Source organism: Alysiella crassa DSM 2578 (assembly GCF_000745955.1).
Taxonomy (GTDB): Bacteria; Pseudomonadota; Gammaproteobacteria; order Burkholderiales; family Neisseriaceae; genus Simonsiella; species Simonsiella crassa.
Window position 1 is genome coordinate 31229 of record NZ_JQKH01000007.1, and the last position, 22943, is coordinate 54171.

At 43.8% G+C, this 22943-nt stretch carries 34 protein-coding genes; 1 reads left to right on the forward strand and 33 read right to left on the reverse strand.

Translation table 11 applies throughout. From position 1 onward, the window contains the following. Positions 1-183: 183 nt before the first annotated feature. The 31 genes from Q338_RS01910 to Q338_RS02050 all read right to left on the reverse strand — a co-directional run bounded on the left by Q338_RS01910 (position 184) and on the right by Q338_RS02050 (position 19118). Entirely contained in the window at positions 184-537 is a 354-nt protein-coding gene (locus tag Q338_RS01910) for a hypothetical protein (RefSeq protein WP_034291449.1), read from the reverse strand. After that, the gene (locus Q338_RS13640; protein WP_051968410.1) at positions 534-2252 is read right to left on the reverse strand and encodes a phage head morphogenesis protein; all 1719 of its coding nucleotides are present in this window, start codon (positions 2250-2252) and stop codon (positions 534-536) included. Before Q338_RS13640 ends, Q338_RS01910 begins: the two co-directional genes overlap by 4 nt. Then, positions 2249-3682, reverse strand: a complete 1434-nt coding sequence (locus tag Q338_RS01920) for a phage portal protein family protein (protein WP_051968411.1) — start codon at positions 3680-3682, stop codon at positions 2249-2251. The genes Q338_RS13640 and Q338_RS01920 overlap by 4 nt, the downstream gene beginning before the upstream one ends. Positions 3683-3743: 61 nt before the next feature. Next, the gene (terL, locus tag Q338_RS01925) at positions 3744-5390 is read right to left on the reverse strand and encodes a phage terminase large subunit (RefSeq protein ID WP_244772970.1); all 1647 of its coding nucleotides are present in this window, start codon (positions 5388-5390) and stop codon (positions 3744-3746) included. After that, positions 5383-5886 carry a DUF1804 family protein gene (locus Q338_RS01930; RefSeq protein WP_034291452.1) on the reverse strand — a complete coding sequence of 168 codons (504 nt, stop codon included), beginning with the start codon at positions 5884-5886 and terminating at the stop codon, positions 5383-5385. Before Q338_RS01930 ends, terL begins: the two co-directional genes overlap by 8 nt. Before the next feature lie 9 nt (positions 5887-5895). Next, positions 5896-6114, reverse strand: a complete 219-nt coding sequence (locus Q338_RS01935; protein WP_034291454.1) for a hypothetical protein — start codon at positions 6112-6114, stop codon at positions 5896-5898. After that, the gene (locus Q338_RS01940; protein ID WP_034291456.1) at positions 6105-6395 is read right to left on the reverse strand and encodes a hypothetical protein; all 291 of its coding nucleotides are present in this window, start codon (positions 6393-6395) and stop codon (positions 6105-6107) included. The genes Q338_RS01935 and Q338_RS01940 overlap by 10 nt, the downstream gene beginning before the upstream one ends. Continuing rightward, the gene (locus tag Q338_RS01945) at positions 6395-6712 is read right to left on the reverse strand and encodes a hypothetical protein (RefSeq protein ID WP_034291459.1); all 318 of its coding nucleotides are present in this window, start codon (positions 6710-6712) and stop codon (positions 6395-6397) included. Before Q338_RS01945 ends, Q338_RS01940 begins: the two co-directional genes overlap by 1 nt. Beyond that, positions 6709-6966: a hypothetical protein gene (locus tag Q338_RS13985; protein ID WP_084693454.1), complete on the reverse strand. Its 258-nt coding sequence runs from the start codon at positions 6964-6966 to the stop codon at positions 6709-6711. The genes Q338_RS01945 and Q338_RS13985 overlap by 4 nt, the downstream gene beginning before the upstream one ends. Further along, positions 6872-7243, reverse strand: a complete 372-nt coding sequence (locus Q338_RS14305; RefSeq protein ID WP_147293716.1) for a hypothetical protein — start codon at positions 7241-7243, stop codon at positions 6872-6874. Before Q338_RS14305 ends, Q338_RS13985 begins: the two co-directional genes overlap by 95 nt. Further along, complete coding sequence (locus Q338_RS01955) at positions 7240-7467, reverse strand: hypothetical protein (protein ID WP_034291527.1); 228 nt, start codon at positions 7465-7467, stop codon at positions 7240-7242. The genes Q338_RS14305 and Q338_RS01955 overlap by 4 nt, the downstream gene beginning before the upstream one ends. 124 nt (positions 7468-7591) lie before the next feature. Then, positions 7592-8026, reverse strand: coding sequence for a Gp49 family protein (locus Q338_RS13990; protein WP_084693456.1), 435 nt, complete (start codon positions 8024-8026; stop codon positions 7592-7594). Between the two features lie 10 nt (positions 8027-8036). After that, a complete protein-coding gene (locus Q338_RS01965; protein WP_034291461.1) occupies positions 8037-8237 on the reverse strand; it encodes a hypothetical protein in 201 nt (66 codons plus the stop codon). Positions 8238-8249: 12 nt separating this feature from the next. Continuing rightward, complete coding sequence (locus Q338_RS01970) at positions 8250-8933, reverse strand: glycoside hydrolase family 19 protein (protein WP_084693471.1); 684 nt, start codon at positions 8931-8933, stop codon at positions 8250-8252. A gap of 156 nt (positions 8934-9089) precedes the next feature. Then, positions 9090-9527 (reverse strand): Mor transcription activator family protein, encoded by a 438-nt coding sequence (locus Q338_RS01975; protein ID WP_051968412.1) that lies wholly within the window; start codon positions 9525-9527, stop codon positions 9090-9092. Continuing rightward, positions 9517-9957 (reverse strand): gp16 family protein, encoded by a 441-nt coding sequence (locus tag Q338_RS01980; RefSeq protein ID WP_034291463.1) that lies wholly within the window; start codon positions 9955-9957, stop codon positions 9517-9519. Before Q338_RS01980 ends, Q338_RS01975 begins: the two co-directional genes overlap by 11 nt. 129 nt (positions 9958-10086) lie before the next feature. After that, positions 10087-10614: a hypothetical protein gene (locus Q338_RS01985; RefSeq protein ID WP_034291465.1), complete on the reverse strand. Its 528-nt coding sequence runs from the start codon at positions 10612-10614 to the stop codon at positions 10087-10089. A gap of 2 nt (positions 10615-10616) precedes the next feature. Then, positions 10617-12044, reverse strand: coding sequence for a GIY-YIG nuclease family protein (locus Q338_RS01990; protein WP_084693460.1), 1428 nt, complete (start codon positions 12042-12044; stop codon positions 10617-10619). A gap of 95 nt (positions 12045-12139) precedes the next feature. Next, on the reverse strand, positions 12140-12412 hold the full coding sequence (locus Q338_RS01995; protein WP_034291466.1) for an HU family DNA-binding protein: 273 nt from the start codon (positions 12410-12412) through the stop codon (positions 12140-12142). Positions 12413-12510: 98 nt separating this feature from the next. Further along, entirely contained in the window at positions 12511-12867 is a 357-nt protein-coding gene (locus Q338_RS02000) for a hypothetical protein (RefSeq protein ID WP_034291468.1), read from the reverse strand. A gap of 21 nt (positions 12868-12888) precedes the next feature. Then, complete coding sequence (locus Q338_RS02005) at positions 12889-13107, reverse strand: hypothetical protein (RefSeq protein WP_034291470.1); 219 nt, start codon at positions 13105-13107, stop codon at positions 12889-12891. Positions 13108-13138: 31 nt separating this feature from the next. Beyond that, positions 13139-13270, reverse strand: a complete 132-nt coding sequence (locus Q338_RS15280) for a hypothetical protein (protein WP_280517477.1) — start codon at positions 13268-13270, stop codon at positions 13139-13141. A gap of 60 nt (positions 13271-13330) precedes the next feature. Continuing rightward, on the reverse strand, positions 13331-13681 hold the full coding sequence (locus tag Q338_RS02010) for a hypothetical protein (RefSeq protein ID WP_034291472.1): 351 nt from the start codon (positions 13679-13681) through the stop codon (positions 13331-13333). After that, positions 13678-14211: a host-nuclease inhibitor Gam family protein gene (locus tag Q338_RS02015; protein WP_034291473.1), complete on the reverse strand. Its 534-nt coding sequence runs from the start codon at positions 14209-14211 to the stop codon at positions 13678-13680. The genes Q338_RS02010 and Q338_RS02015 overlap by 4 nt, the downstream gene beginning before the upstream one ends. Next, the gene (locus tag Q338_RS02020) at positions 14208-14726 is read right to left on the reverse strand and encodes a hypothetical protein (RefSeq protein ID WP_034291475.1); all 519 of its coding nucleotides are present in this window, start codon (positions 14724-14726) and stop codon (positions 14208-14210) included. The genes Q338_RS02015 and Q338_RS02020 overlap by 4 nt, the downstream gene beginning before the upstream one ends. Next, a complete protein-coding gene (locus Q338_RS02025) occupies positions 14723-15094 on the reverse strand; it encodes a hypothetical protein (RefSeq protein ID WP_051968421.1) in 372 nt (123 codons plus the stop codon). The genes Q338_RS02020 and Q338_RS02025 overlap by 4 nt, the downstream gene beginning before the upstream one ends. Before the next feature lie 72 nt (positions 15095-15166). Then, positions 15167-15346: a hypothetical protein gene (locus Q338_RS02030; RefSeq protein WP_034291476.1), complete on the reverse strand. Its 180-nt coding sequence runs from the start codon at positions 15344-15346 to the stop codon at positions 15167-15169. A gap of 52 nt (positions 15347-15398) precedes the next feature. Continuing rightward, entirely contained in the window at positions 15399-15614 is a 216-nt protein-coding gene (locus tag Q338_RS02035) for a hypothetical protein (protein ID WP_034291477.1), read from the reverse strand. A 158-nt stretch (positions 15615-15772) separates the two neighbouring features. Beyond that, positions 15773-16666: an AAA family ATPase gene (locus Q338_RS02040; RefSeq protein ID WP_051968413.1), complete on the reverse strand. Its 894-nt coding sequence runs from the start codon at positions 16664-16666 to the stop codon at positions 15773-15775. A 62-nt stretch (positions 16667-16728) separates the two neighbouring features. Beyond that, complete coding sequence (locus Q338_RS02045) at positions 16729-18849, reverse strand: Mu transposase C-terminal domain-containing protein (protein WP_051968414.1); 2121 nt, start codon at positions 18847-18849, stop codon at positions 16729-16731. Between the two features lie 11 nt (positions 18850-18860). Further along, the gene (locus Q338_RS02050) at positions 18861-19118 is read right to left on the reverse strand and encodes a helix-turn-helix transcriptional regulator (RefSeq protein WP_034291479.1); all 258 of its coding nucleotides are present in this window, start codon (positions 19116-19118) and stop codon (positions 18861-18863) included. 125 nt (positions 19119-19243) lie between these two features. Here Q338_RS02050 and Q338_RS02055 point away from each other — a divergent pair, with 125 nt between their 5' ends. Next, complete coding sequence (locus Q338_RS02055) at positions 19244-20101, forward strand: transcriptional regulator (RefSeq protein ID WP_034291481.1); 858 nt, start codon at positions 19244-19246, stop codon at positions 20099-20101. An 803-nt stretch (positions 20102-20904) separates the two neighbouring features. Here Q338_RS02055 and Q338_RS13995 read toward each other — a convergent pair. Both Q338_RS13995 and feoB read right to left on the reverse strand, forming a co-directional pair. Continuing rightward, on the reverse strand, positions 20905-21051 hold the full coding sequence (locus tag Q338_RS13995; RefSeq protein ID WP_084693462.1) for a FeoB-associated Cys-rich membrane protein: 147 nt from the start codon (positions 21049-21051) through the stop codon (positions 20905-20907). After that, positions 21051-22916, reverse strand: a complete 1866-nt coding sequence (feoB, locus tag Q338_RS02060) for a ferrous iron transporter B (protein WP_034291483.1) — start codon at positions 22914-22916, stop codon at positions 21051-21053. The genes Q338_RS13995 and feoB overlap by 1 nt, the downstream gene beginning before the upstream one ends. Positions 22917-22943: the final 27 nt, after the last annotated feature.

Genomic DNA, 22943 nt, shown 5'->3' on the forward strand with positions numbered 1-22943 from the left:
GCGTTTTTAGCGCATTTGGCGGTTTTTTGATTTCGGGTATGGAAAATAATTTTGTCGCAATCCTAGCCCCTTTAACACCCCTTTAAAATTGATTTAAAAATGGCTAGGACAAATGCAGAAACAAAAATCCCACCCGATAACAAAATTGGGTGGGATTTTTCGGGTTTTCAGGCTGCCTGAAATTTAGTAACACACACCAGCCACACCATGAGCCGAGCCAGTCATGCGTTGGATAATGTCATCAAATTCAGGTGGCACATCAAAACCTGCATAATCAAACACCGACACCATTTCACTATCGTACACCAAAGGGGCTTCAATCGGATTGCCACCAGCAGGCTGCGGCGAAACATCAACAATTTGCGCGGACACAGCTTGGTCTATTGCACTTTGCAAGGTGTGAACCGCCACATCATCGCCACTTAATCTGCCTGACACAGGCAAATCAAAGCCACGTTTATGAACGGTTTCGCGCTCCCAAGTGATTTGACCGATGTCTTTACCCTGTTTACGCAACATAAATTGAATAGAAATCATGGTTGATACCTTACCAGCAAAGCCAGTCCAAAATACAAAAAATCAGGTTTTCTTGCCAATTCCTGATAACGCTTGATGTCGCCACCCAATAAAGCTTCAAAAATCATGGTCATCATTTCCAAAGGCAAAGGGTCGTCTTCATCGCCATACATTTTACCATAATAGGGATTGGGGAAGTCATCGCGTTTACCGATTTCATTGGCACGATAGCGTTGATTACCCGTCATTTTTCTTAATGTTTGAACTTTATCGTTGGCGGTTTTTTCGTGCCACAAGCGCACAAAATAATCGTTTAGTTCAGGCAGTACCTTTTGTAAACGGTGGGTAAATTCGTGGATTTGCGTTGAAATCATGCGAGTGGCATTGTGATTTAAATTGTTCAACATCATGCTATCGCCTTGTTGAAACGCCATTTTACGCCCCATAAATGCCCATTGAAAGGCTTCTGCACCATTGGCAAAATCTTGTGGCTTATTTTTCATCATGTTAATGAAACGCTTATTGGATAAATCAGGAAAATAATGCCACGCTCGCCCCATTGAATCTGCAACCAAAACCCGACCCATTTCGTTGGATTTTTGCAACCATACTGTTGGAAAAACTTGCAAATTATCTGTTAATTCTTGCGCGGCTTCGGCATTACTGCTGTATGTGTACACTTCGCCTCCCAGCTCAATACCTTCTCGCCGCATGATTTCCATAATGCCTTCATGTGGTTTGCCTTGTTTAATGGCTTCATTCATCACAGTAATATGGGTTTCGTAAAGCAATCTGCCCTCGTTAATCAAATTGGCACTACTGGCAAATACGCCACCTTCTGTTAATTCAAGGTGCTGTTTTTTCTTTTTTAAATAAGCCATTAAATTATCCGCCAATTCACGAATAAAACCCTTGCCATGTCGCTGCTCTGCGAGCATTTGCACATCAACCAAACGCGCTGCGTGATTGTGTGCAAAAGTCGGCATCACATCAAAGGGAATTTTCACGGTCTGCCCAGTACGCGGATTGGTAAAATCCACCCATTGAATGTCATTCGTGCCATCATCAATAATGCCTTTGGCGTGATTGGCTTTTTGCCGCTCGGTAAATTTTTCAGGCTGCCTGTCTATGTCTTCGCCACGCTCGCGCAGGGCTTGTTTTTCGTTCAACTGGCGCACGGTGCATTGGCAACCGTAGCCGTTGGGCGGAAAAATGCTCTGCCAAATTGGGTCGTCCACGCGCCAAATTTTGCCGTAGTAAGTCATGTGCGATTGGCGTTTCTGCTCGGCGGTGCTGGCGATGTATTTCAAATACGGAAAATCTGCCTTGTCTTCTTGCACACGCGCCCATTGCCCTGCGGCGTAGGCGGTTGCAAGATTGGTTTGAAAAATCACGCGCAAACGGCGTGTTGAGCCAAGTTGCACGGTTTTTGCCACGCCATCAATGGGGTCGGTCATCACGCTTTCGCCCCACCAGCCCTGCGCCATGAGATACGGTTTCAGCTTTTTGACGAATTTGTCGTAGCTTTCGCCACTTTGCATGGCGTGTTCAAGGGCTGATTTAGTGGTTTGCAACAAATCCGCATTCATCATTTTTGCGACTGTAAAGCCAACCGCGTGTTCGTACAGCCAAACATCATAGTGGGAAAATGACGGCAATACGGTTTTGGATTTCAAATGTTCCAGCGCAGCGCGGTCAAGCAAACTGGAAAAATGGATAACAGGTTCGCGTGTCATTTTGTTGCACCCTTGACCCATTCTTGTGAATTTTGCCAGACCAGTTTATCAATCAAAACTTGGTCGCCCTCGCTCAAATCCAAATCATTCAACAAGTTATTAAACTCTTCATGGCTGTCCACGCTGGCAGCCGCGCTTAAAATCGCGTGAATTTTTGATTGCAAAATCTGTTGGTCGGCTTTTAACTGGCTTTCAGGCTGCCTGAAAGTCGTTTTTTCATCATCAGATAATTTCAACGACAAACTTGTATCAGCTTTTGCACTCTCTTGATTTTGCTTGATTTTAAAATGCTCGGGTTCAAAGCCTAAAACATCTGTAAAGTATTGTTCCGTCAGTTCAATTTGACCTGCTGACAAATATTTGGCATCACGCTCGGCGCGGTTGGTATCGGGCTTGATTTCGGTTTCGTATTCAAACCAAATCATGCCTTTCACTTTGATTTCTTGATGAAAATGGCGGTTTAAATCCAACAAAGCCGTCAAAATGTGATTGACTGCTTCCGCCAACAACAGCAAATACGCGCCAATGCGGTTTTTCTCGCTTTCTGATTCAACTTGTTGCGCGGAACGGCTGCCATTCATCAATTCGCTGGTTTTCACACGCCCCAAAATGGATTTCTGAATACGCGCATTCGCCATCTGCTCCAATTGACGGAAAAACGCACCGTCTGCCGTGTTTTGCAGCAATTTAATGTCTTCTTCCAACCCCACAGCCGCCGCGCCACCCCGTTTGACGGCATGGGCTTTTTGCGCGGCTTCGGCTTTGTCGCTGTCGGTTTTGGCTACCAAAAGCGGTTGGGCGTAGCGTTGCGCGAATTGGTAAGCGTAACGCCAACCTTCTTTACGCAACATCACGGCTGGATAAATCCGCACAATCGCCATTTCGCCAGCAGGGTTTTTGCTGGTCGCTTTGTTACTTAAAAACAAATGCGTGTAGGTCGTGTCGGTTTCTTCTTCGCCATTTTGACCGTTGTAAATCAGTTTGCCGAATTTGGGGGTGTATTTGTCCAATTCGTCATGACGGCTAATCACTTGTTTTAGCGAAACAAAACCGTCTTCATCTTGCGAATAAATCAAACGCGCCACCGCATAACCGCACAATTTTGCCACCACCACCTGCTCGGCAATGGAGGGCAAATTGCGCCGCACGGATTGATAGAGTTTGTCCATTTGCGTGTCATCGGTTTGGTCGCCAAATAACCGCCAGTTGCTTGAAAGCAAAGCGGAAACAATGTCTTCACGGCAAGAATCCACCTCATCGTCTGACATCACGGCTGAATACACTTGCTGACGGCTCAATCCCAGTAAATTCAATAATTCATCCGTACCTCCGCTTGAAAACGCATTGAGCGCGTAGGCTGTGTCTTGCACAAGCTGTTCTATGGGCGAAACGGCTGGGGCGGATTTGATTTTTTTGTCTTTTTTAGCCATTTTTAAACTCGTTTTAAAACCGTTTTAAAAAGGGTTTCAGGCTGCCTGAAACCGCTTAAAATCAATAGGGACAATCGTCATACATGGGGATTGGCTCAATGCTGCTGCTTGCGCTGTTGCTGGTCGCCAATTTCCACAGCATTTCCAGCGCGTCCGCGCCGTCATCGTGGTCGTGATTGGGAAAATGGCGCAACTGGGCAATCAATTCGCTCTGTTCAGGCAGCAATTTAATGAAACCGTTTTCAAAATGCGGTTGCAGACTTTCAATTCGCAATTCTTTTTCCGTATTCGGTTTCACGCCTTTGGCTGGGATGTGTGCGCTTTGTTTCGCAGATTCTTTAACCAATTCATCTTTGAAAAACTCTTGAAATTGCACGGTTTCCACCGCCCAAAGCTGGCAGTTGTATTCCTTTTGCAACTTAATCACATCTTGAATAATCAAACTGGGTACGCGCTTTTTAATTTTCGCCTCAACCACATACAAAATCCCCGTGCTTTTTTGATAGCCCCCGACCAAGATTGCGCTTGGGTCTTTGCCCTTACCTTTTTTGCCTAATGATGGGTCTACCGCGCCATAAAACACCACATCATGCGGTAAAGTGCGGTAGTAGCTCTGGTCAATGCAGCCTGAAAAAATTTCGCTTTCAGGGTCGCTCGGTTCGTTTTGGTATTCGCATTGGAATGTCGCCAAGCCATCACGCGCACGAATTTTCATCAAAGTCAGTAATGGGCGTTTGACCCAACTCACTTTGCTGCCGCGCAACATTTCTGATTCATTTTTCAGATAAAATGCTTGTGCTGCTTTCTCGTTTTGCTGGTTGTGCTTGGGCGTGTTGCGGTAGATGTTTTCCCACTCTTCCCATAAGTCCATACGCTCGGGGTATTTCACAATCGCGCTAAACAGCACGCTGCGCCAAAACGGATTGTTCATAATCCGCGCTAACACGCTGTCTTTGCACAAAATCGTACCAACGTAAATGATGTCAATCTTACTTCCAGCTTCGCCAAGTGGCTGAATCACACGCGCAATCCATTTTTCCAATTTGTCGCGCAAACGCGGATTTTCCGCGTGGTCTTCATTTTCTAAATCGTCCAAATAAACCGCATCAGGGCGTTTATTTTTCTTTTTCGCACCCCGAATTTTCTGACCCGAACCATAGGCTTTGAATTTATTGCCTTGTCGGGTCAAAATTTCGCCAATGCGCCAACGCGCACCTTGTCCGCATATTTCGGGAAAATCCAAGCGCAACATCGGGTTATCGGTCAATTCGGTTTTAATCGTTTCAATGATTTCATCGGCTTGCTCTTCCGTATCCGACACAATCACGGTATTGTGTTTCACATTGCGGACTTCGTTAAACAAGCAGTTCGCTTGAGCAAACGAGGTTTTCGCTTCGCCACGCGGTGCGCCAGCCGATTGTGAAACCGATTCAGGCTCTGCGGTAATTTCAGGCAGCGTTTTGTACGCCCAAGAATGAAACACCGATTCCGTGTCATCGGGAAAATGGTGTGGCAAATAGGTTTTGCAGAAAAAACGAAACGCCGTTTCATCGCCTTTCAAGACAATGGCACGGCGTTTGGCGATTTCGGCAGGGTCGTTGGACAGCTCAATCTCGTGCAATTCAATGCGTTGAAGTGCCTCTTCACGCACCTGCGCCATGCGTTTTTTCAGTTCGGTTAGACTGATTTTTTCGCTGAATTTAGCCACCGAATTTCCTTTCAATCACGGTCTCAAAAGTTTGTAAAATCAAGGCAAAGTCTTGTAATTGATTGGGATAATTTTCGCTAATGTGGTTCAATAATTCTTCCACAACTTGCAAAGCCACCGCAGCAGCCTGTGTTTCAGGCAACAATTTTTTATTAGCATTGACAACTTTAAGATAAGAATCAGTCAAACTGGCTAACACTTTGGCTTTTTCCAATGGGTTCACGTCTTCGGCTTTTTCCAAGTCGTCAAAAGCCGATTGATATTGCACCAAAAAACCAGCCAACAGCGTTTGACCCATCGTTTCAATACCACCGCTTGCAAATAAGTTTGCTGAACGTGCTTTATCCCAATCATCACCTTGCTCACGCGCCTGATATTTCCAGCTTCGGGCTGTGGCAAACGGTACTTGGCAAAACATCGCTGCCACTTCAAGCGATTGGTTTTCAAAAATATATTTACGCCGCACCAAATCGCGTTTTTCTTGTGGATGCGCCATTTTGCCCCCTTACAAACCAAATTTTGCTTTAATCAAAGCAATGCCTGTTGCCACCAAACCACCTGACACCGCACCTGCCACCGCGCCATTGGTTCGGGCGGTTTTTTTGCAATCATTGTGGATTTGCTTGATGTGCTTTTCCAAATCGTCTTGTTTGGCGATGGTTACATCTTGTTTTGCTTGAATTTCTTTCAAGGCTTGTAAAATGGGGTCTTGGTTTACGGACATGATTTGTCTGCCTTTTGATTGATTTTATTGCTGACTTCTTTCACATCATCTTTGATTTCTTTCAGCAATCTTTTGATTTCTTCGTTTTCGTGTCGGGCATCGTCTTTGCTTTGGTAGCCTTTTTCCACTTCGTGCAATTTGGCGGTTAAGTGCTTAATATCACGCGCCAATTCTTTATCCATTTCTGCTTGCGAATTGACATAACGCCACAAAGCCGTAATCGCAATACTGACCACCAAGCCAAATGCCCATTCAATCGTTAAAAATTGTTGTGGATTCATCAGTTTGTCTCCAAAATAAAGCGCACTTCCACGCCATCAAGCAAATTGGACGACAATACCCAAGAATGCGTGTCATCGGCTTGAAATTGGCGAGCGTCAAAGATTTGGCGCAAATGCGCTAAATCGCCCAAATTCACGCGAAATTCCGCGTCAAAATCGGCATTCAAACGCCATGTAAACGCAATGTGATTGCGTGTCAAAACGCGCCCCACATACAACACAAAATCTTCTTGTTCACGCGATTTGGCTAAACCCAATTCGCTGTTGGCGTGGTGCATGGCAAGTACGCGCTGGACTTGTTCACGGTAATTCATCATTCACGCTCCGTTGCCCAGCCAATCCAGCCACGCAGTTGATTTTCCAAATTTTTCACATAACGCCCAAACTCAACAGCATGGGTCAAAATCGCTTCTTGCGAGCCATCGTTGGGCGGTTCAGGGCGTTGTGGCATCACGAGCAGGGCTTGTGGCACAGGTTTACTCGTAACCGAGTGATTTTTTGTAGTGCTGCAAGCTGTACTCGCCAAAAGTGCAATCGCCAACACCATTGGCGAGGTCTTTTTCAATAACATTTTGAATTTCCTTTTTCAATTCATTGGCTTGGATTTCAGTTTGCTTTTGAAAGGCAAGCTGTTGTTGGCTGATTTGTTCGGCTTGTTTAAGCCAAAGGGCTTGTTTTGCTTGATGTTCTTGCGCTTGTTGCAACAAGATTTGTTGATAATGGGCTTGCGTTTTCAGGCTGCCTGAACGGTAGCCTGCAACATATAAAAACCCTACACAAACCAAAAAACAAAATAAATTCAAAAATATTTTGATTGGGAGACGATATTTATTCCAAAGTAACATCATGATTTATCTTTACTTTCCGAAATTTGTTGTGCGGCTGCAATCGCCCGTCTTGCCAAACCGTATCCGCCCACCATGCCCCCGTATGCCCACCACGTCCATTCGGCTGGCGTGGCTGTGGCAAATTGGTAAGTCATCACGCCAGCCGCCACATTTGCCCAAACCTTGTCGTGCGACAACGCGCCTGTAGTCGGATTGTTTACCAAACCGCCCAGCCAATGTTTCAGGCTGCCTGAAAGGGTTTTTGGTGGCGTTTCGGTACGCGGTGGCGGTAAAACCGTGTGGTTTGAGCGATATTGGGTGGTAGGTGGTGGTAAATCTCCCCCACTTTGTTTAAAATTTTCCATAGCTTCACGAATCCCACCCCAAATAGCCCGCCAATTTTTTGCGAGCGTTCAAATAGCGTTCACGCAAAATGTGGAAATGGTCGTTTTCAATGTCTTTGAAATCGCTGTAACCAAAGAACGCATAATCAAAGCCTTCTTTTTCCAACGTGCCGTGCATATAATCCAAATCATCAGGCGATAAATGCCACACAAATGGCACATCTTCCGATTTCAAGCGATAGGCTTCCAATTCCCATAATTTGCGGAATGCGTCTTTGTGGGCGTATTTTTTGCCCAATTCTTCATCAAACATGGCGGCATCAATGCACGCACTTTGACCGTTTACCACAAAGCCTGTTTTCAAAATCAGGCTGCATAATGTGGTCGTGGTATTAGGAACGCGGTGGTATTCAGCGCGTTCAATCAAGTTTTCCAAATGTTCAGTTGTGATTTTTTGCATGATGATTTCCTTATTTTTTGCGGTTGCGGCGTTTGCGAGCAGCACGTTTGGCGGCTGCCACGCCCGATTTGCCTACACGTGGAACAGGAACGCAATGAATAACACGCTGTCCCCAAGCAAAATTCGGTTGGTATTCATAATTTGGCAAAAATAAATCAAACAAAAATTTAGCCGAAAAAATTTGCCATTTACCTGTAAAAGTCAATTTCATTACAATTTCCCTTTAAATCAAATTCAAAGCCATTTCAAATACACGCGCATAACGTGCGATTTGCTCGGCTTTGTCCATGCCATTCACAATGCGGCGAGCGTTCACATAATCATCACGGTGGTCGTTGATGTAGTCGGACAATTTTTTGCCTGTGAACCAGCCTTCTTTCATGCCCAGTACAATGATTTTGGCGGAAATATTGGTTTGCAAAGCCAAATCGGGATTGTTCAACAAATCCACGCCCAGCTTGTCCCCAGCACGGCGATAATTGTCGTACCAAGTTAATTGCACGAAACCGCGCCCATAGAATAAATGCGGACATTCATTCTCGGTATAGACCACATCACGCGAGCCATTTTTGTAACAGTATTTCACACCGTGAGAATTGGTTTGCCAGCGACCGTAGGCGTAGTTTTGACCGCGACCGTATTCACGAATCGGCTGCATGGTGTAAGCGGTTTCGTGTAATGCGGTTGCTAGCACATAGGCGTGTTGTTGCAAAGTCAAACCATGTTCCACGCCAGCCAACACCAGCGCGTTAATGCCGTCCACTTGGCTTTGATTCAGGCTGCCTGAAAATAATTTTGGGCGCACAATATTAAAAAATGCAGCATTGGCAAGGGTTTGTGCTACGCTATTTTGCGCGTGTTCTTCAATGCTTACTGCATTATCGGGAATTGGAATAATCTCACTCATGTTTTCAAACCTAGTCAGTTGATAATACAGAAATTGTGCCACATGATTTTTCAATAACCATCTGATACATTTCAACATTTCAGGCGGTCTGAAAACAAAAAACGCCCGAAAGTCGCTAAACTTCCGAGCGTTTAAACCCCATTTAAAACATATTTATCACACAAATAAACACCCATTTTCAGGCTGCCTGAACCCTGCTTCATTCACAATATTTGCGATTTGACGGCTACTGAGTTGATAATGCCGCGCCAAATTATTTGCTGCCAGCCGCACACTCATCGGTGGATTTTGTGTAATCAGCTCATCATATTCACGGCGAATTTGCCGATTGCGTAATTCACGCAACACTTTATCGCAACGCGGTACATAAAACTCACTTTTGCCGCGCAACGCGGTCTTCAATTTATCCACACATTCATCGCCCAAAGTCTCGCCCATGCAAAACCACAGGGCTTTACCAATGGGAAATGTCGTGCCGCCGCACTTTTCTACCAGTACAAACGCTTTTTCCAAACCAATTAACGCCACCACGCCCGCAAAAGTTTCAGGCAATAATGCGCGTAATTCGGTTAAATCTTGTTGATTAATTTGCATTTTTATTCCCTTTCTTTTTTTCGTGGCGGTTCGCATGAATTTGTAATGCTTTGAGCAAATTGTGTAATTCATCTCCGCTTAATAAAATCATTTTGTCTTTTTGAAACATTTTTTGTGCTATGCCAATGGCATAATCCCATGTTTTTTCAGTTTGTTTCAGTAAAACGGCAATTTTATTCATCATCGGGCGATATTCTACCAAGTGCATCGGCATACGACCAATACCACCTACAAAATCATCTCTAAATCCCTTTATTTTCAATTCAGTAATGACATTTTCCAACTGAACTTTGGTCATTTTGCTGCATGAGCGCAAACCTGTTGTGTGTTCCAGCAAATCACGGTACACATCATCGTCCAAATCCAGTTGAGATTTGGCGATGTGGATTTTGGCAATCATTTTTTGGCGTGTATTAGCTTGATTTTCCATAATAAAATACCCAAAATATAAAAATCAAAATATACACAAATTGAAAACTTGTGCAACATTTTTTTGCATAAAAAAGCAGCCTGAAAATTATCTTTCAGGCTGCTTGTAAAAGTTGCAACAGCTTTTTCATTAGTCAAATAAAATAAAACTGTTATCGCCAATAAAATACGGTGGCAATTGTTGTTGATTAGGTTTCGGATACTGACCAATCAAAATTTTTGCTAAATCTTTATCTTCATCAGAATGGGATAAACGCAGTTTCCTTTTTCTACTAGAAAATTGATTTAGTTCATCAAAACCAATTACAAAACGCAATGATGATGCACGACTGTCTATTGCCTGAATAATCAAAGCACATTTATCTTTCAAATCAACCTCATTTAAATCATCGCCTTCATCATCAACACATTCTTCAAGAAAAGGATAGGCTTCGGGATACACTTCATTTTTCAGACATTTTTGGCTATTTTCGTTCAACATCGCCCATTCAAAATCCTGATGATTTAAGGCTGCCTGTAACGCTTTCACGGCTTTACGATAATCGCTAAATGTTGTCAAAACTTGATACGGCTCGCCAACCAAAAATAAACTCGGCAAACCAAATTCTACCACAATTTGTTGAACGGCTAGTGGATAAAAATCTTGATTTTGTAACATGATTATTCCTCATCAATTTCATGCGCCAATAAAGTATCCAATAATTTATCTTGCTCGCCCTTGTCCATGCTTTCAATGCGTAGGGTTTCGCGGTATTCAGCAGCTTCGGCGGCAAGCGTGAATTGCGCTTGAATGCCCAATTCTGCCAATTTTTCTTTTAATTGCAATGGGGTAACGCGGAAAAACTCTTTTCTGTGGTTCACTTTATTCACACGCGCATGGTTAAACTCACGATGCAATAATTTTTCCAATGCTGGCGCGTCTTCCGAATAAATCAGCGCGTGAACATCAAATAAAAACGGCACGGATGCATCGCCCAACTCACGCACACGGTCTAACGGTTCAAGGCGGCGTGTCATACCGATTTTCATCATATTGTCGCCAAACGAACCGATGTTGGAAATCAGATACACATGACCCGCTCGCGTTTGTTGTGCCATAGACAGGGCGCGTTGGTTTTTCTCTTCGGCTTCTTTTAATTTGATATTCAATTCAGCCAATTGTGCTTCATATTGTGCTTTCTGTTCTTCGCTGGCTTTTGCCATTGCCGCACGCGCTTTTTCCATTGCAGCCTGCAACATGGCTTCTTCTTTGGCTGCGTCTTTGATGGCTTTTTCGTATTCTTTGCGAGCGCGTTCTTCTTCTTTGGCTTGCTCACGCAGGGCGCGTTGCTGTTCGCGTTCTTCGGTTCGTAGGGTTTGCAATACGCTTGCCCATTTCAATTCGTCTTGGCGGATTTTGTAATATTCTTGGGTAATATTGGCGGCAAAATAGGCTTGTTTGGCGTGGTATTCAGTCAATGCGTAAACATCGGCAAGTTCTTGTTTTAATTTGCCATAGTTTTCATGTTTGACTTTGCCAATCAATTCTTCGGCATGGACATTGAAAAAATCCAGCAAAATCTTGGACGTACCATTTTGCTGGTCGGTGGCTGTGCCTTGTTTTATCATTTGGCGCATGGTAGCACGACAGGCTTTGAGTTTTTCGCCTGCTTTGTGAATCTGATATTCATCGGCTAACTCGTCCATCAATTGAATACTGGGAATCAAATATTCATCGCCATAGCCGTTGATTTTGCGCTGGATAACGGCTTCGGCTTCACGGACGGCGTTCAGCTCGCGTGTGGCAAGGGCAACTTTTTGGCGTTCTTCTAAAACGGTTTGTTTGGCAGCCTGAACACGCTGATTGATATCTTGAATGTGTTTGTTTTTAGTGGCAGCCAATTTGTCATAAGCATTTTTGACTTCCTGCTCGTGGGCTTTGATTTTTTGATGTAGTTGATGGCGTTCCCGAAGCAGTTCGCGGTCTTTTTCTGCTAATTCGGCGCGTTCCTCATCAAGCAAGCCTTTGTTTTTGTCTTTTTGCAAATACATGCCAGCCCAAAACCCCAAACCACCCACAATAGACAAACACAATAATATCCAAAACATACACGCTCTCCCAATAAAGCCGAAATTATACAATAGAAAATCCCCTTGAAAGCATTGAATAATATACTTTCAAGGGGATTGACTTGTGATAAAAATTAAGCAACACCGTCTTTCAGCGATTTACCTGCTTTGAATTTGGGTGCGCGACTGGCGAGAATAACCACAGGTTCGCCCGTTTTCGGATTGCGTCCTACACGTTCAGCACGTTGGGTCGTGCTGAAACTGCCAAAGCCTTTGATTTCTACCGTGCCACCATGTGCCAATTCTGATTGCACAATCGTGCAAAAAGCATCAAGTGCATCATCGGCTTGGGTTTTAGTCAAACCTGCAATGCTGGCAATATGTTGAATTAAAGTGGATTTATTCATGGTTTAAACTCCAATTAAAAGATTTAAAAAAATCGGCGGATTTTTAAAAACCGCTCCGCCGTGTACGGTTGATTTGTTTTCAGGCTGTCTGAACCCAGTTAATCAACTTCACCACTCAAGATTTCATCAATCACGGACGGGACAGGTGCGAATAAGGTTTCCACTTCACGCAATTCAAATTTTTCTTGAAATTCGCGCATGGGACGCACCCAAACTTGATTTTCTTCATCAATGTAAACAGCCATTTCTGTTTGGTCGCTTTCCAATTTTGCTGTATACAACAGCGTGTAAGCGGTCTGCTTTACCTTGTGAATATGGCTAGGGTGGTTAATATCTGTAATACCGTGAATTAACCGCCATTGCTGTGGCGAAATCACAGAATGTGATTCATATTTTGATGTCGGTGCATCTAACAGCATGGTTAAATGGGCGACACGTTTGGTATTTTCAGCCATGATTATTTTTCCTTTTACTTTTTAGGCTGCCTGATTGCGGAAATCTTTGATAATGACATCGCCTAAAAAGTAAGCAATATCGCTAGTTGGGTGTACGCAACCCTTTGTCTTATCATCAAATTTGACTTTAAGATAAGCGTTGTGCGCACCAATCACCTCACCTGTTTGCCCATTACCTAAAATAATGCGAATCCCTTTGATTAAAAAGGGTAAATCGTAGGTTTCTTTAATGTAGTCCATCGTGTTTTTCCTTAAAAATAATGGCGGATTTTTAAAAACCGCTCCGCCGTTGCGGTTTATTTTTCAGGCTGCCTTTCAGTACACGACAAAAATAACTGTAGGGTGTGCCGTGCGCACCAAAACCCACCACAATATTTAAATTATTCAGTAATTTGGTGCGCATGGCGCACCCTACATTTTTGTGATTGGAAAAATTGTCGTGTACTGTAAGGCTGCCTGAAAATCAATGCACAGTACTTTTGGGCGAAACATCATGTTCAGCCGACAAAATCATCTGCATCTTGGGGTTGCTCAACATCATGTCCACAAACTTCAATTGTTGGGCAAAGTAGGCAAATTCACGACTAAATTGCGCTTTCAATGCAGCGTGTGCCGAAACCGCTTGATAAATCCCCTCGTAAAACGGCTTGGCAACCAACAAGTTGTTGTAATTAAACAACCATGAATCTTGCTCATCTTTGGATAATTCATTGATTTTTCCCGAGATAACAACTTTTGTGCAATCTTCCAATGCCGCAGCAAAGACCATCAAAACCGCCATTAAGGTTGTGGTATCGGTTTCCATCTTATTCATGCTTGCGCTCCCACTTTTTCAAAAATTGGCTCAATCACAAACGACTCTTTACCCGATGAAATGCGGATACCGTCAATTTGTCCATTGTTAAACATCTCTGGGTATTGCAAAATCAACTCGCGGTTGATTTCCAATTTTTCGCGTACAAAACGCTTGTAACGCGAATCTGACAACAGGCGGTCAATCACTTCCGCACTATGTTTCTGCGAAATGCTCACGCTGGGCGAATTGAAACGCCATTTCACAACACCTGTTGAAAAATCAGCATATTTCACGCGATTGTTATCGGTTAATTGGGCGCGGTTCGCTTCGCACCATGTTTGGCAACTGGACGATAAAATATTAATTTGTGTTTGTAATTCAGACACTTTCTTATCGCAGGCTGCCTTGATTTCACTAATTTGGTCGTTCATGGACGCTTTCAAGCGCAAAATTTCACGCTCTAATACACCAATTTCGCCAATTTTCTGTACGACTTCTTCACGCGATTGCGCGGAAGAGACTGATTGGGTTTTGATTTTTTTACTCATGGTTTAGCTTTCAAATAGTTAGGTGATTTATTTAAGGTCGCCCTCATATTTTTAATATGTTTGGCTGCTTGGGCTTTTTGCTGCTCTGTGCGCGGCGGTGGGTCGGGGGACTTTGGTGGCGCAATCGGTGGTGGTGGCGGCGCGGTATTGATGGGCAAATCTTCTGAATTTGGGTCAATCGCATTGACAATGGAAGTCCAGTTATCATCGCTATTTTCAAAATTCACAATAAGTTCCATCATATCAATCAACAAAGCATGGTTTTCAAGCGGTGGATTCAGGCTTTCTCGCTGTTCAAGCAAGTGTTGAACTGCGATTTGCCACGCGTCCGCAGGGTAAATTTTCCAGAACTCGTCCACTTCCATCAAAATCCCGTATGTTTGTTCCAGCGTGAGCGGTGCTTCTTTACAAGAAAATAATTTAATATATTCAAGTAATAATCGCGTATGCTCGCCACCCATTTGGGCAATTTGGGCAATGGCACGTTTGGCGAATTTCAGTTCGGTTTCGCTCATAGCAACTCCATAACCGTTCGACCTGTGGCAACATAAAAATGCGGACTATCGGTAACATTTTGAATTAAAAAATGTTCCAATTCAGATGCCGTGTATTTTTTCATGATGTTTTGGTATTTGCGCGGCGGCTCTTTCCACTTGATTGGCTTGCCCGACAACAAAGCAGCCGCCAAATTGTGATGTCCATCAACCACCAGCCAATAACGTTTGCCACGCAATTCCACATCATGCACACGCACCACAAACACTTGAAAATGTGCCATTTTGTTGCGAACCACATTCATGTCTAAATGTTTTTGGCAACTAATCAATGGCGGTGATTCAGGGTTGAGTGTTGCGCCCACCGACTGAAAGATTTGGGTAATCATGGGTTTAATCATTTTTCATTCAACCTTTCTGCAAATTGCACTGCTTTTTGAATACCAAACAAACTTACTCTTCTAACAAAAATGGCTCTGTTCCACATCTGCATGATTCAAAGCATCAATAATCATATTGGCAGCCTGAACAATCACGTTCAACTGATATTGTGAACATTGCCCTTGTGGATTTTGTCGGGCAATTTCATCTAAAATCGCCACAACAAATGGTGGCTGTTCATAGATAAATGTCTCACTCATTTCTTAAAATCCTATAAAATCAAATATTTAATAAAATTAACAGGCAAAAAAATTATTGTGCTGCCTGTTTTTCAACAGGCTGCTTGCCACGTTTGGGCTGAATATTAGCGGCGAGTTTCGGCAATTTCAGGCTGCCTGAAAACAGTTTCACCGAAAATCCTACCAGTCCGCAAACCGTCAGCATAAACAACACAGGCAGCAGCAATTTCAGCCAAACCAGCACAGCCTGCCAAAAGGTCAAATTTAAATACCAATCTAAAAAATTCATGATTTAATCCTTTGTTTAATTTCACAAAATTTACATACATTAAACCAGTTTTTCAGGGCTTTACCCCGACCAGTTCGTCTAAAGTGCCGTAAAAATCGGGTTTCGCCACAATATTCACAGCATTTCATGCGTGGAAATTTCCGTCCCATGTCCACCCTCTAATTTTTCAACAACATATCATCAATGGCTTGCACCATATCCGCGTTAATTGGCTCGCTATGCTGTTTACTCCAACGGTCGCAGTGATACATGATTTTCCACAGGCGGCGTGGGCTGCCATTTGCGCGTTTAACCATATTTTTCAATAAAGTATCGCTCACTTGTGGCAAAGTAACACGCCCAATTTCTGCCAATTCTTCATCTGCTACGCGGTCAGGCAAGTCCAGCGTTTGCCCAATGCGGCTATGCAGTTGTGCCAATTCGCCGTGTCGCCCCATCAGATTGCTCAACAAACGTGGCATACCTGCCAACACCAAGCCCACACCAGCAATGTCGTGTAGCCTACGCAGAATTTCTAATGATTTAGTGGACAAATTCTCCGCTTCATCAACAATAATCATGCGCCCCGAATCGTTTAATTTCGCTAAAATCGCTTCATTCATATCGTTCAGGCTGCCTGAAACGCTCACGCCAATCTTTTTCGCAATCGTTTTCAACACCACCGCAGGGGTGTATGTGGGCATGGCTTCAATCAAAACCACATCGGGGTGCTGGGCAGCGTAATAGCGCAGCGCGGTGGTTTTGCCCATGCCTGCATTGCCATATAACAAGCCATCTTCGCAAGCCAAATGCACAGATGAGAGCAAATTCAAAATGCGTTTGGTGGTAGCGGTGTTGGCTAATACACGTTCCAGCGCATCAATGGTTTGCTTGCCCAATTCACGCTCCAAATAGGCAACGATTTTGTGTTCAAGATTATCCACATTGCCCACATACTTGTTTTGCAACCATTGCGAAATCGCGGTATGGCTCACATCTGCGCCTTTGGACACTTGCCCTTGCGACACTTGATTGTTTTGCATAAATTGACGTAAACGGTCTTGTAAAGTCATTTTAAAAATCCTTTAAAGTGTGTTTAAATTGGGTTTAAAACATTTTCAGGCAGCCTGAAAAGTTAAAAGCGATACTTATTGATTCGTGGGGTAGCTTCCAGCACTTCCACGTCCAGCACTTCCACAGTTTGCGGAATCGTCAGCTCATTGGCGGCAACCATTGGCGCGGATAATTTTTCAAAATCAGGCGTGTTTTCAATGAGATTGCCGCCCTTAATGTCCATTTCAATGCGCTTGATTTGGTTTTGTTTGAGCTTAATTTGTTTTTCAGCACGTTTGCGGCGTTGCGTTTCCGCTTTGCTTTCCACATCAGGGAATGCGTCTCGCGTATTGCCGTTCAGCTTCGCCATGCACACAAAACGCCCATCTTTCAAATACACGCCCACGTCTTGCGGTCTATCCCAATCGTAAGCAATTAACACTTTTTCGCCGTTGTATGGGGCAAGCTCGGTACTGAAATAGGCTTTATTATCAAAGCGCAACCAACCACGTGATACTGTCCGCTCTTCCATGCTGCGCTCCAACAATTGCAGCTCGTCTTCGCTTAAGATTTCGGGGCGTTTTTCAGGCTCTATCTGCGCCATGCGAAATGCCCAGTATTCCATCGGGCTGTAATGCTTGCCCGTGTCGGGATTTTTGGGGTGTTCGCTGTGTGGGGTGCGGTTGTATTCATCAATCATTGCCGTAAAATCAGCCATAAATTCATGAAAAGTTGGCATTTTTTCTTTGTAACGTTTCTGCTCGTCAGTCAAAGTTTTGCCGTCTTGTTCCGCTTTCGCCCAACTGTTTGTTTTGCGATACATCAAATTACCCACCGATTTATCCATATCACTACCATGATAAGTAGCGTATTCTTTGGCAAGTTTGATGGTGGTAACGTCCCACAAGCCTTCAATTAAACCACGCCCTTGCGGTCGCCCTCCCATGCCCGTGTGGTGTTCAATATCCAAACGTGGACAAATCCCCGTCAATTCGCCTGTAATATCGCGCCCCGTCTCGCCCTTGCCATTATCCGAATAAATCAACACAGGCAAACCCACCAAGCGCAATGCCATCCGAATCGCGTCCGCCACCGCTTTACAGCTTTCCGACACCGTGATACTGAAACCTACAATCCGCCGCGTACAACCATCTACAATCATCGTGATTTCAGGCACATACGGCTGACCATGTTCAAAATGCCGAATCCGCGCTTTCAAACTATGCCCGTCAATAATCCAAACTTGATTCGGTTCAAGAACGTGCCAATTTCGCTTCACATAAGGCAGCAGCGATAAATATTGTTGCCCCACGCGCCGACCCTTTTCACGCACCATCTGTGGCATTTTGCCCCACACGCGCCGCACCACATGAATGCTGGGCAACTCATTTTCAGGCAGCCCATCGCTGTGCCATTGCCGTGCAAATTTTTCATAACTGTGTTTCAGTTTCGGTTTGGCAGGGATTTGGTGGATTTTCAGAAAACGTGGCAACCATGTTTCATCTAAAAACGACCGCCCCAAATTAGTGGTTTTCGGAGCAAGTGCCAGCAATCGTGCATTTACGTTACTGTCAGCAGCTTTAAAAGCTGCCAGCCAATTCAAAATAGTTCGTGCCGAAACATCGCGTTTACCATTTATTCGTGCATTGGCGATGGGGACAAGCTGGCTAATTCGTTCAGGCAGCACCCCCATGCGCATCTGCTCTAAAAAATAGGCAACCGATTGTTTTTTAGAATACTTTAGCGTTTCGCCAATGCTCAACACATCTAAAACAATCGCCAATCGCGCATCAGCGCATTGCCTGTCTTTCAGTGTCAGCCGTTTTACTGCTTCATTCGGATTATCCAAATCCAAAGCAAGCTGATTGTCTTCAGCGCGGTGGACAGTTGGCAAACCTTTGGGGTTGGCACGGGATTTACGCGTGGTTTTTGGGGTTTCGCTGATTTGCAGGCTGCCTGAAAGCTCAAATTCGGCAATTTCTTCGGTTTGGTTAGCTAATTTCTGTTGAACTAATTTGCTGTAAACCGCTTCCCGAATGGGAACTGGCAAGGCAGAAATCAAATATTCCACACCACCACCGCGACCTTTTCGTGGGCGAGATTGCCAGTTTTCGCGTTCTGCTTTTTTCTTTAAACCACGAACCGTTTTTGGCAAATCTTGAATATTCAGTTTTACAAGCTCATTCATATTAATGAATTGCATGATAAAACTCCTTAATTACTCAAACCCAATAATTGATTTCGTAAAACCGAGAGTTTTTCTTGGTGAGATGGTTTCGGCGCGTAATGCGGAAACACCATATCAAGCGGTTTTTCCAAGACTGTTGCAATCGCTTCTGCAATACGTTTGCTGCCACGTCCATTGCGAATGACATCTGAAACAGATTGATTGGTAACGCCTAAAACTTGGGCAATCATGCGAGCAGAAACCTGCTTTTCCCTTAATTTTTCATAGATTTCATGTGCTTCCATGTTCAATCCTATGCTAAAATACAAAATTCACTTGCTTTAGTAGGCTGTCTGAATTGACTGCCTAACCTATGAATTGAATCATATACCAAAAATATTTGGTATAGCAATTATTTTTGGAGACTTAAATGCAACTAATTGATATAGCGCATAATTTAATTGATGAACGTGAGCGTTTAGGATACAGTCGTAAGAATTTTGCAGCCCAAGTTAATAAAACAGACGAAAGTTTGCGTTTATATGAAACAGGTAAAGCAAATATGTCGGCTGAATTTTTGGCTGCTGCTGCTCAATTGGGAGTAGATGTTCAATTTGTTTTAACGGGAGTGAAATCTGAAAATTTACACATGGTGGCGCAAAAATTTGAAAATGAACTTAATCAAGTATTGAATGAAAATCATGGTGGCGTTCAATTTAATGCCGAAGTTTCAGGCAGTCCGATTGTTGGCAATCACAATACAGTCAATCAAGTAACAGGTACACAAAATAACATTACGACCCAAAAACATATTACAAAAACCGTTGTTGAGATTTCTCCTGACGACAATCGTATTGATGAGGAAGAAAAAGCCATTTTACTGGATTTAGTTAATAAAATTGTAGCTAAAGAACAGGAAGTTAAAAGAAAACCCAAAACACATCGTGCAGTTTGGTCAAGTCTAAATGCACATTGTCAAGTTTCAACATACAAACTTATTGCCAAAGATGATTTTGAAAAAGCAAAAATGTTTTTGAGAAAATGGCTGGGCAATTTAAATAATACAGCAACATCAAAACGCAATAATCCGACTGCTTATCGTAATAATCAATATTCTACAATCCATGTAAAAATCAAAGAGCTTGGGTTGGAAGAATGGTATCGTGATACATTAAAAAGCAAATTTGGTGTTGATAGTTCAACTGAACTTGATGAAGTGGAAATGAAAAAACTCGTAACAATGGTTAATGGAAAATACAGCAGAGAAAAGAAAAAGTTGAGTGAATAACTTGGAACATAAAATTAAAGAATTGAGTTCCAAGTTAGCATTTGGCTTGAAATCAAATAAGTTTACTTAATTGATTGGTTTTAATATAAAAAACTGAACTTGGAACTATCTTTCAAAGTTCCAAGTTCAGTTCCGAGTTGCGCCTAATAAAAAACATCTTTCAATGGAAGGGTGGGGTGCGTTGGTTTGCGTGGAGCGCAGCAATGAAAGCGTTGCCATTATTGGGCAAGTGGTTTGGCTAGGGCGTAGCATTTAAACAAAAATTAAGCGTGCTTTAAAGGGCATTTAAAAACCGTTTAAAACACGCTTAAAATTGTTTAAAAGCTGATAGTTTTTTTGTCAAAATCTGCTCATTTTTTCGCATTTTTGACAAAAGCTGGTGCAACTGGTTTAGTGGGGGCGATTGGGCGTGAGCTTTGTATTCATCAGGGTTCACGCAAATAACATCGCGCTCTGCACCTGTGTAAAAACTATCACTACCCCACAATTTTTAAATCAATGGACTGCTGATTTTTCCAATCTTTGCAGATGAAGAAAATCGCCAACGTAAATTGGCGCGGGCTGGTGGTTTGGCTCGTTTTGCTAATCCTGATTTAATGCACAATGCACTTGGAAGAACAAGCGGTAGAAATGGCAATAAAGGCGAAATATGCTGCTGATTGACACTAATATTTTGCTGCTTTCAGGCTGCCTGAAGTAAACAGGCAGCCTGAAAAATATTAAAACATTTTGATTTTTGAATAAAATCCAATGTTTACTAAATTAAATAACTCTTTTATTTTAAATTAAAAGTTATTATCCCCCTACCCACACCCTCCACATTTCCCACACCCACCAGACGAACACGATTTTCCACCCTGTTTGTTTTTTGGTTTAAACACATATTTGCGCAACACAAATCCCACCGACACCGCCACCATGCCCAAAACAATCCATTCTTGAATACCCATCACATCAGCCCTTTCGTTACCTGATAAGTTAAAAATGCAAATACATACGCTAAAACAAATAAATAACCTGTAATCAACCAAGTGTGTAAAGTGGATTTGGTTTCACGGCGTATGGTTGCCAAAGTTGCCAAACACATTGGCGCGTAAATATACCACGCCAAAAACGCAAACGCGGTCGGCAAACCCCAATCACTCGCCACAATCGGCGACAATGCGCTACTAATCGCTTCTTCACTTTCCGCACCCACTGCATACACCGTCCCCAAAGCCGCCACCACCACTTCTCGCGCCGCCATTCCTGGAATCATCGCAATGCACATTTGCCAAGTGAAACCCAATGGCTCAAAAATCGGCTGAATTGCCTTGCCCAACATGCCCGCCAAACTGTAATCAATCGCCGCGCCAGTTGCGCCTTCGGGGGCGGCTGGAAAAGTTGTCATCGCCCATAAAATCACGCTTAAGGCAAAAATAATCGTCCCCGCGCGTTTCAAAAACGCCGCCACGCGCTCCCACAAACTCCGCGCAATATGGCGGAAATTCGGTATGCGAAACGTGGGCAATTCCATTAACAAAGGAAACTGTTGCACATTGCCTTCGCGTTTTGCCCACCATTTCAGCACCAAAGCCACCGCCGCCGCCGACACAATCCCCGCCAAATACAAGCCAAACAAAGTCAGCCCCTGCAAATTAAATACCCCCCACACCGTTTTTTCGGGAATAATTGCGCCAATAATCAGCGCGTACACAGGCAGCCGCGCCGAACAGGTCAGCACAGGCGCAATGGCAATGGTAACCAAGCGTTCACGCGGATTATTAATTGTCCGCGCCGCCATCACCGCAGGCACAGCGCAAGCAAAACTGGACAATAAGGGAATAAACGACCGCCCCGACAAACCCGTTTTCGCCAACACATTGTCCAGCATAAACGCGGCGCGTGGCAGATAACCCGAATCTTCCAACAATAAAATAAACGCAAACAAAATCGTGATTTGCGGCAAAAACACCAACACGCCGCCCACACCCGCAATCACGCCATTGACCAATAAATCTGCCAAAATCCCTTCAGGCAGCGTACTGCTCACCCACGCGCCCAGCCACGCGAAACCTTCTTCAATCCACGTCATCACAGGCTCTGCCCACGCATAAACCGCTTGAAAAATCAGCAATAAAATTGTCAGTAGAATCGGAATGCCCAAAGCAGGGTGCAGCAAAAATGCGTCCAATTTTTTGTGCCAATTCGGTAAAGCCATATTTTGTAACACGGCAGCCTGCAAAATGTCATCGGCTTGCGCGTATAAAGTTTGCGTGTCTAATTGACCTAATTTTTTTTCTAAAAAAATGACATCTGGTTGAATTTGATTGTCCTGATGACGTGGCATTTGGGCAACGGCTTCGCGTACCGCTTTCACATCGTCCGCACGCACCGCCGCCGTGAGCAAAACGGGGACACCCAATTTTTCGGATAAAGTCTTGATGTCAATTTGCAAACCGCGAGATTGCGCCACGTCCGCCATATTCAGCGACACCACCATTGGCAAACCCAGCGTTTTCAATTCCAAAATCATCCGCAAAGACATGCGTAAATTGGTCGCATCGGCAACGGCAATAATCCCATCGGGGCGACGTTCAATTTTGCCCAGCACCGCATCACGGGTAACTTGCTCGTCTAAACTGGTGCTGTGCAGGCTGTATGTTCCGGGTAAGTCTATGATTTCAATATCATCATGGGCAATCAGTTTGCCAGCACGTCTGTCCACCGTAACGCCTGCATAATTGGCGATTTTGGCATTGGAACCTGTCAAGCCATTGAATAAAACCGTTTTGCCGCAATTGGGAATGCCCACCAAAGCATATTGAGTTGGCATGATTTTTTTCCTTATTTTTTGATTTGA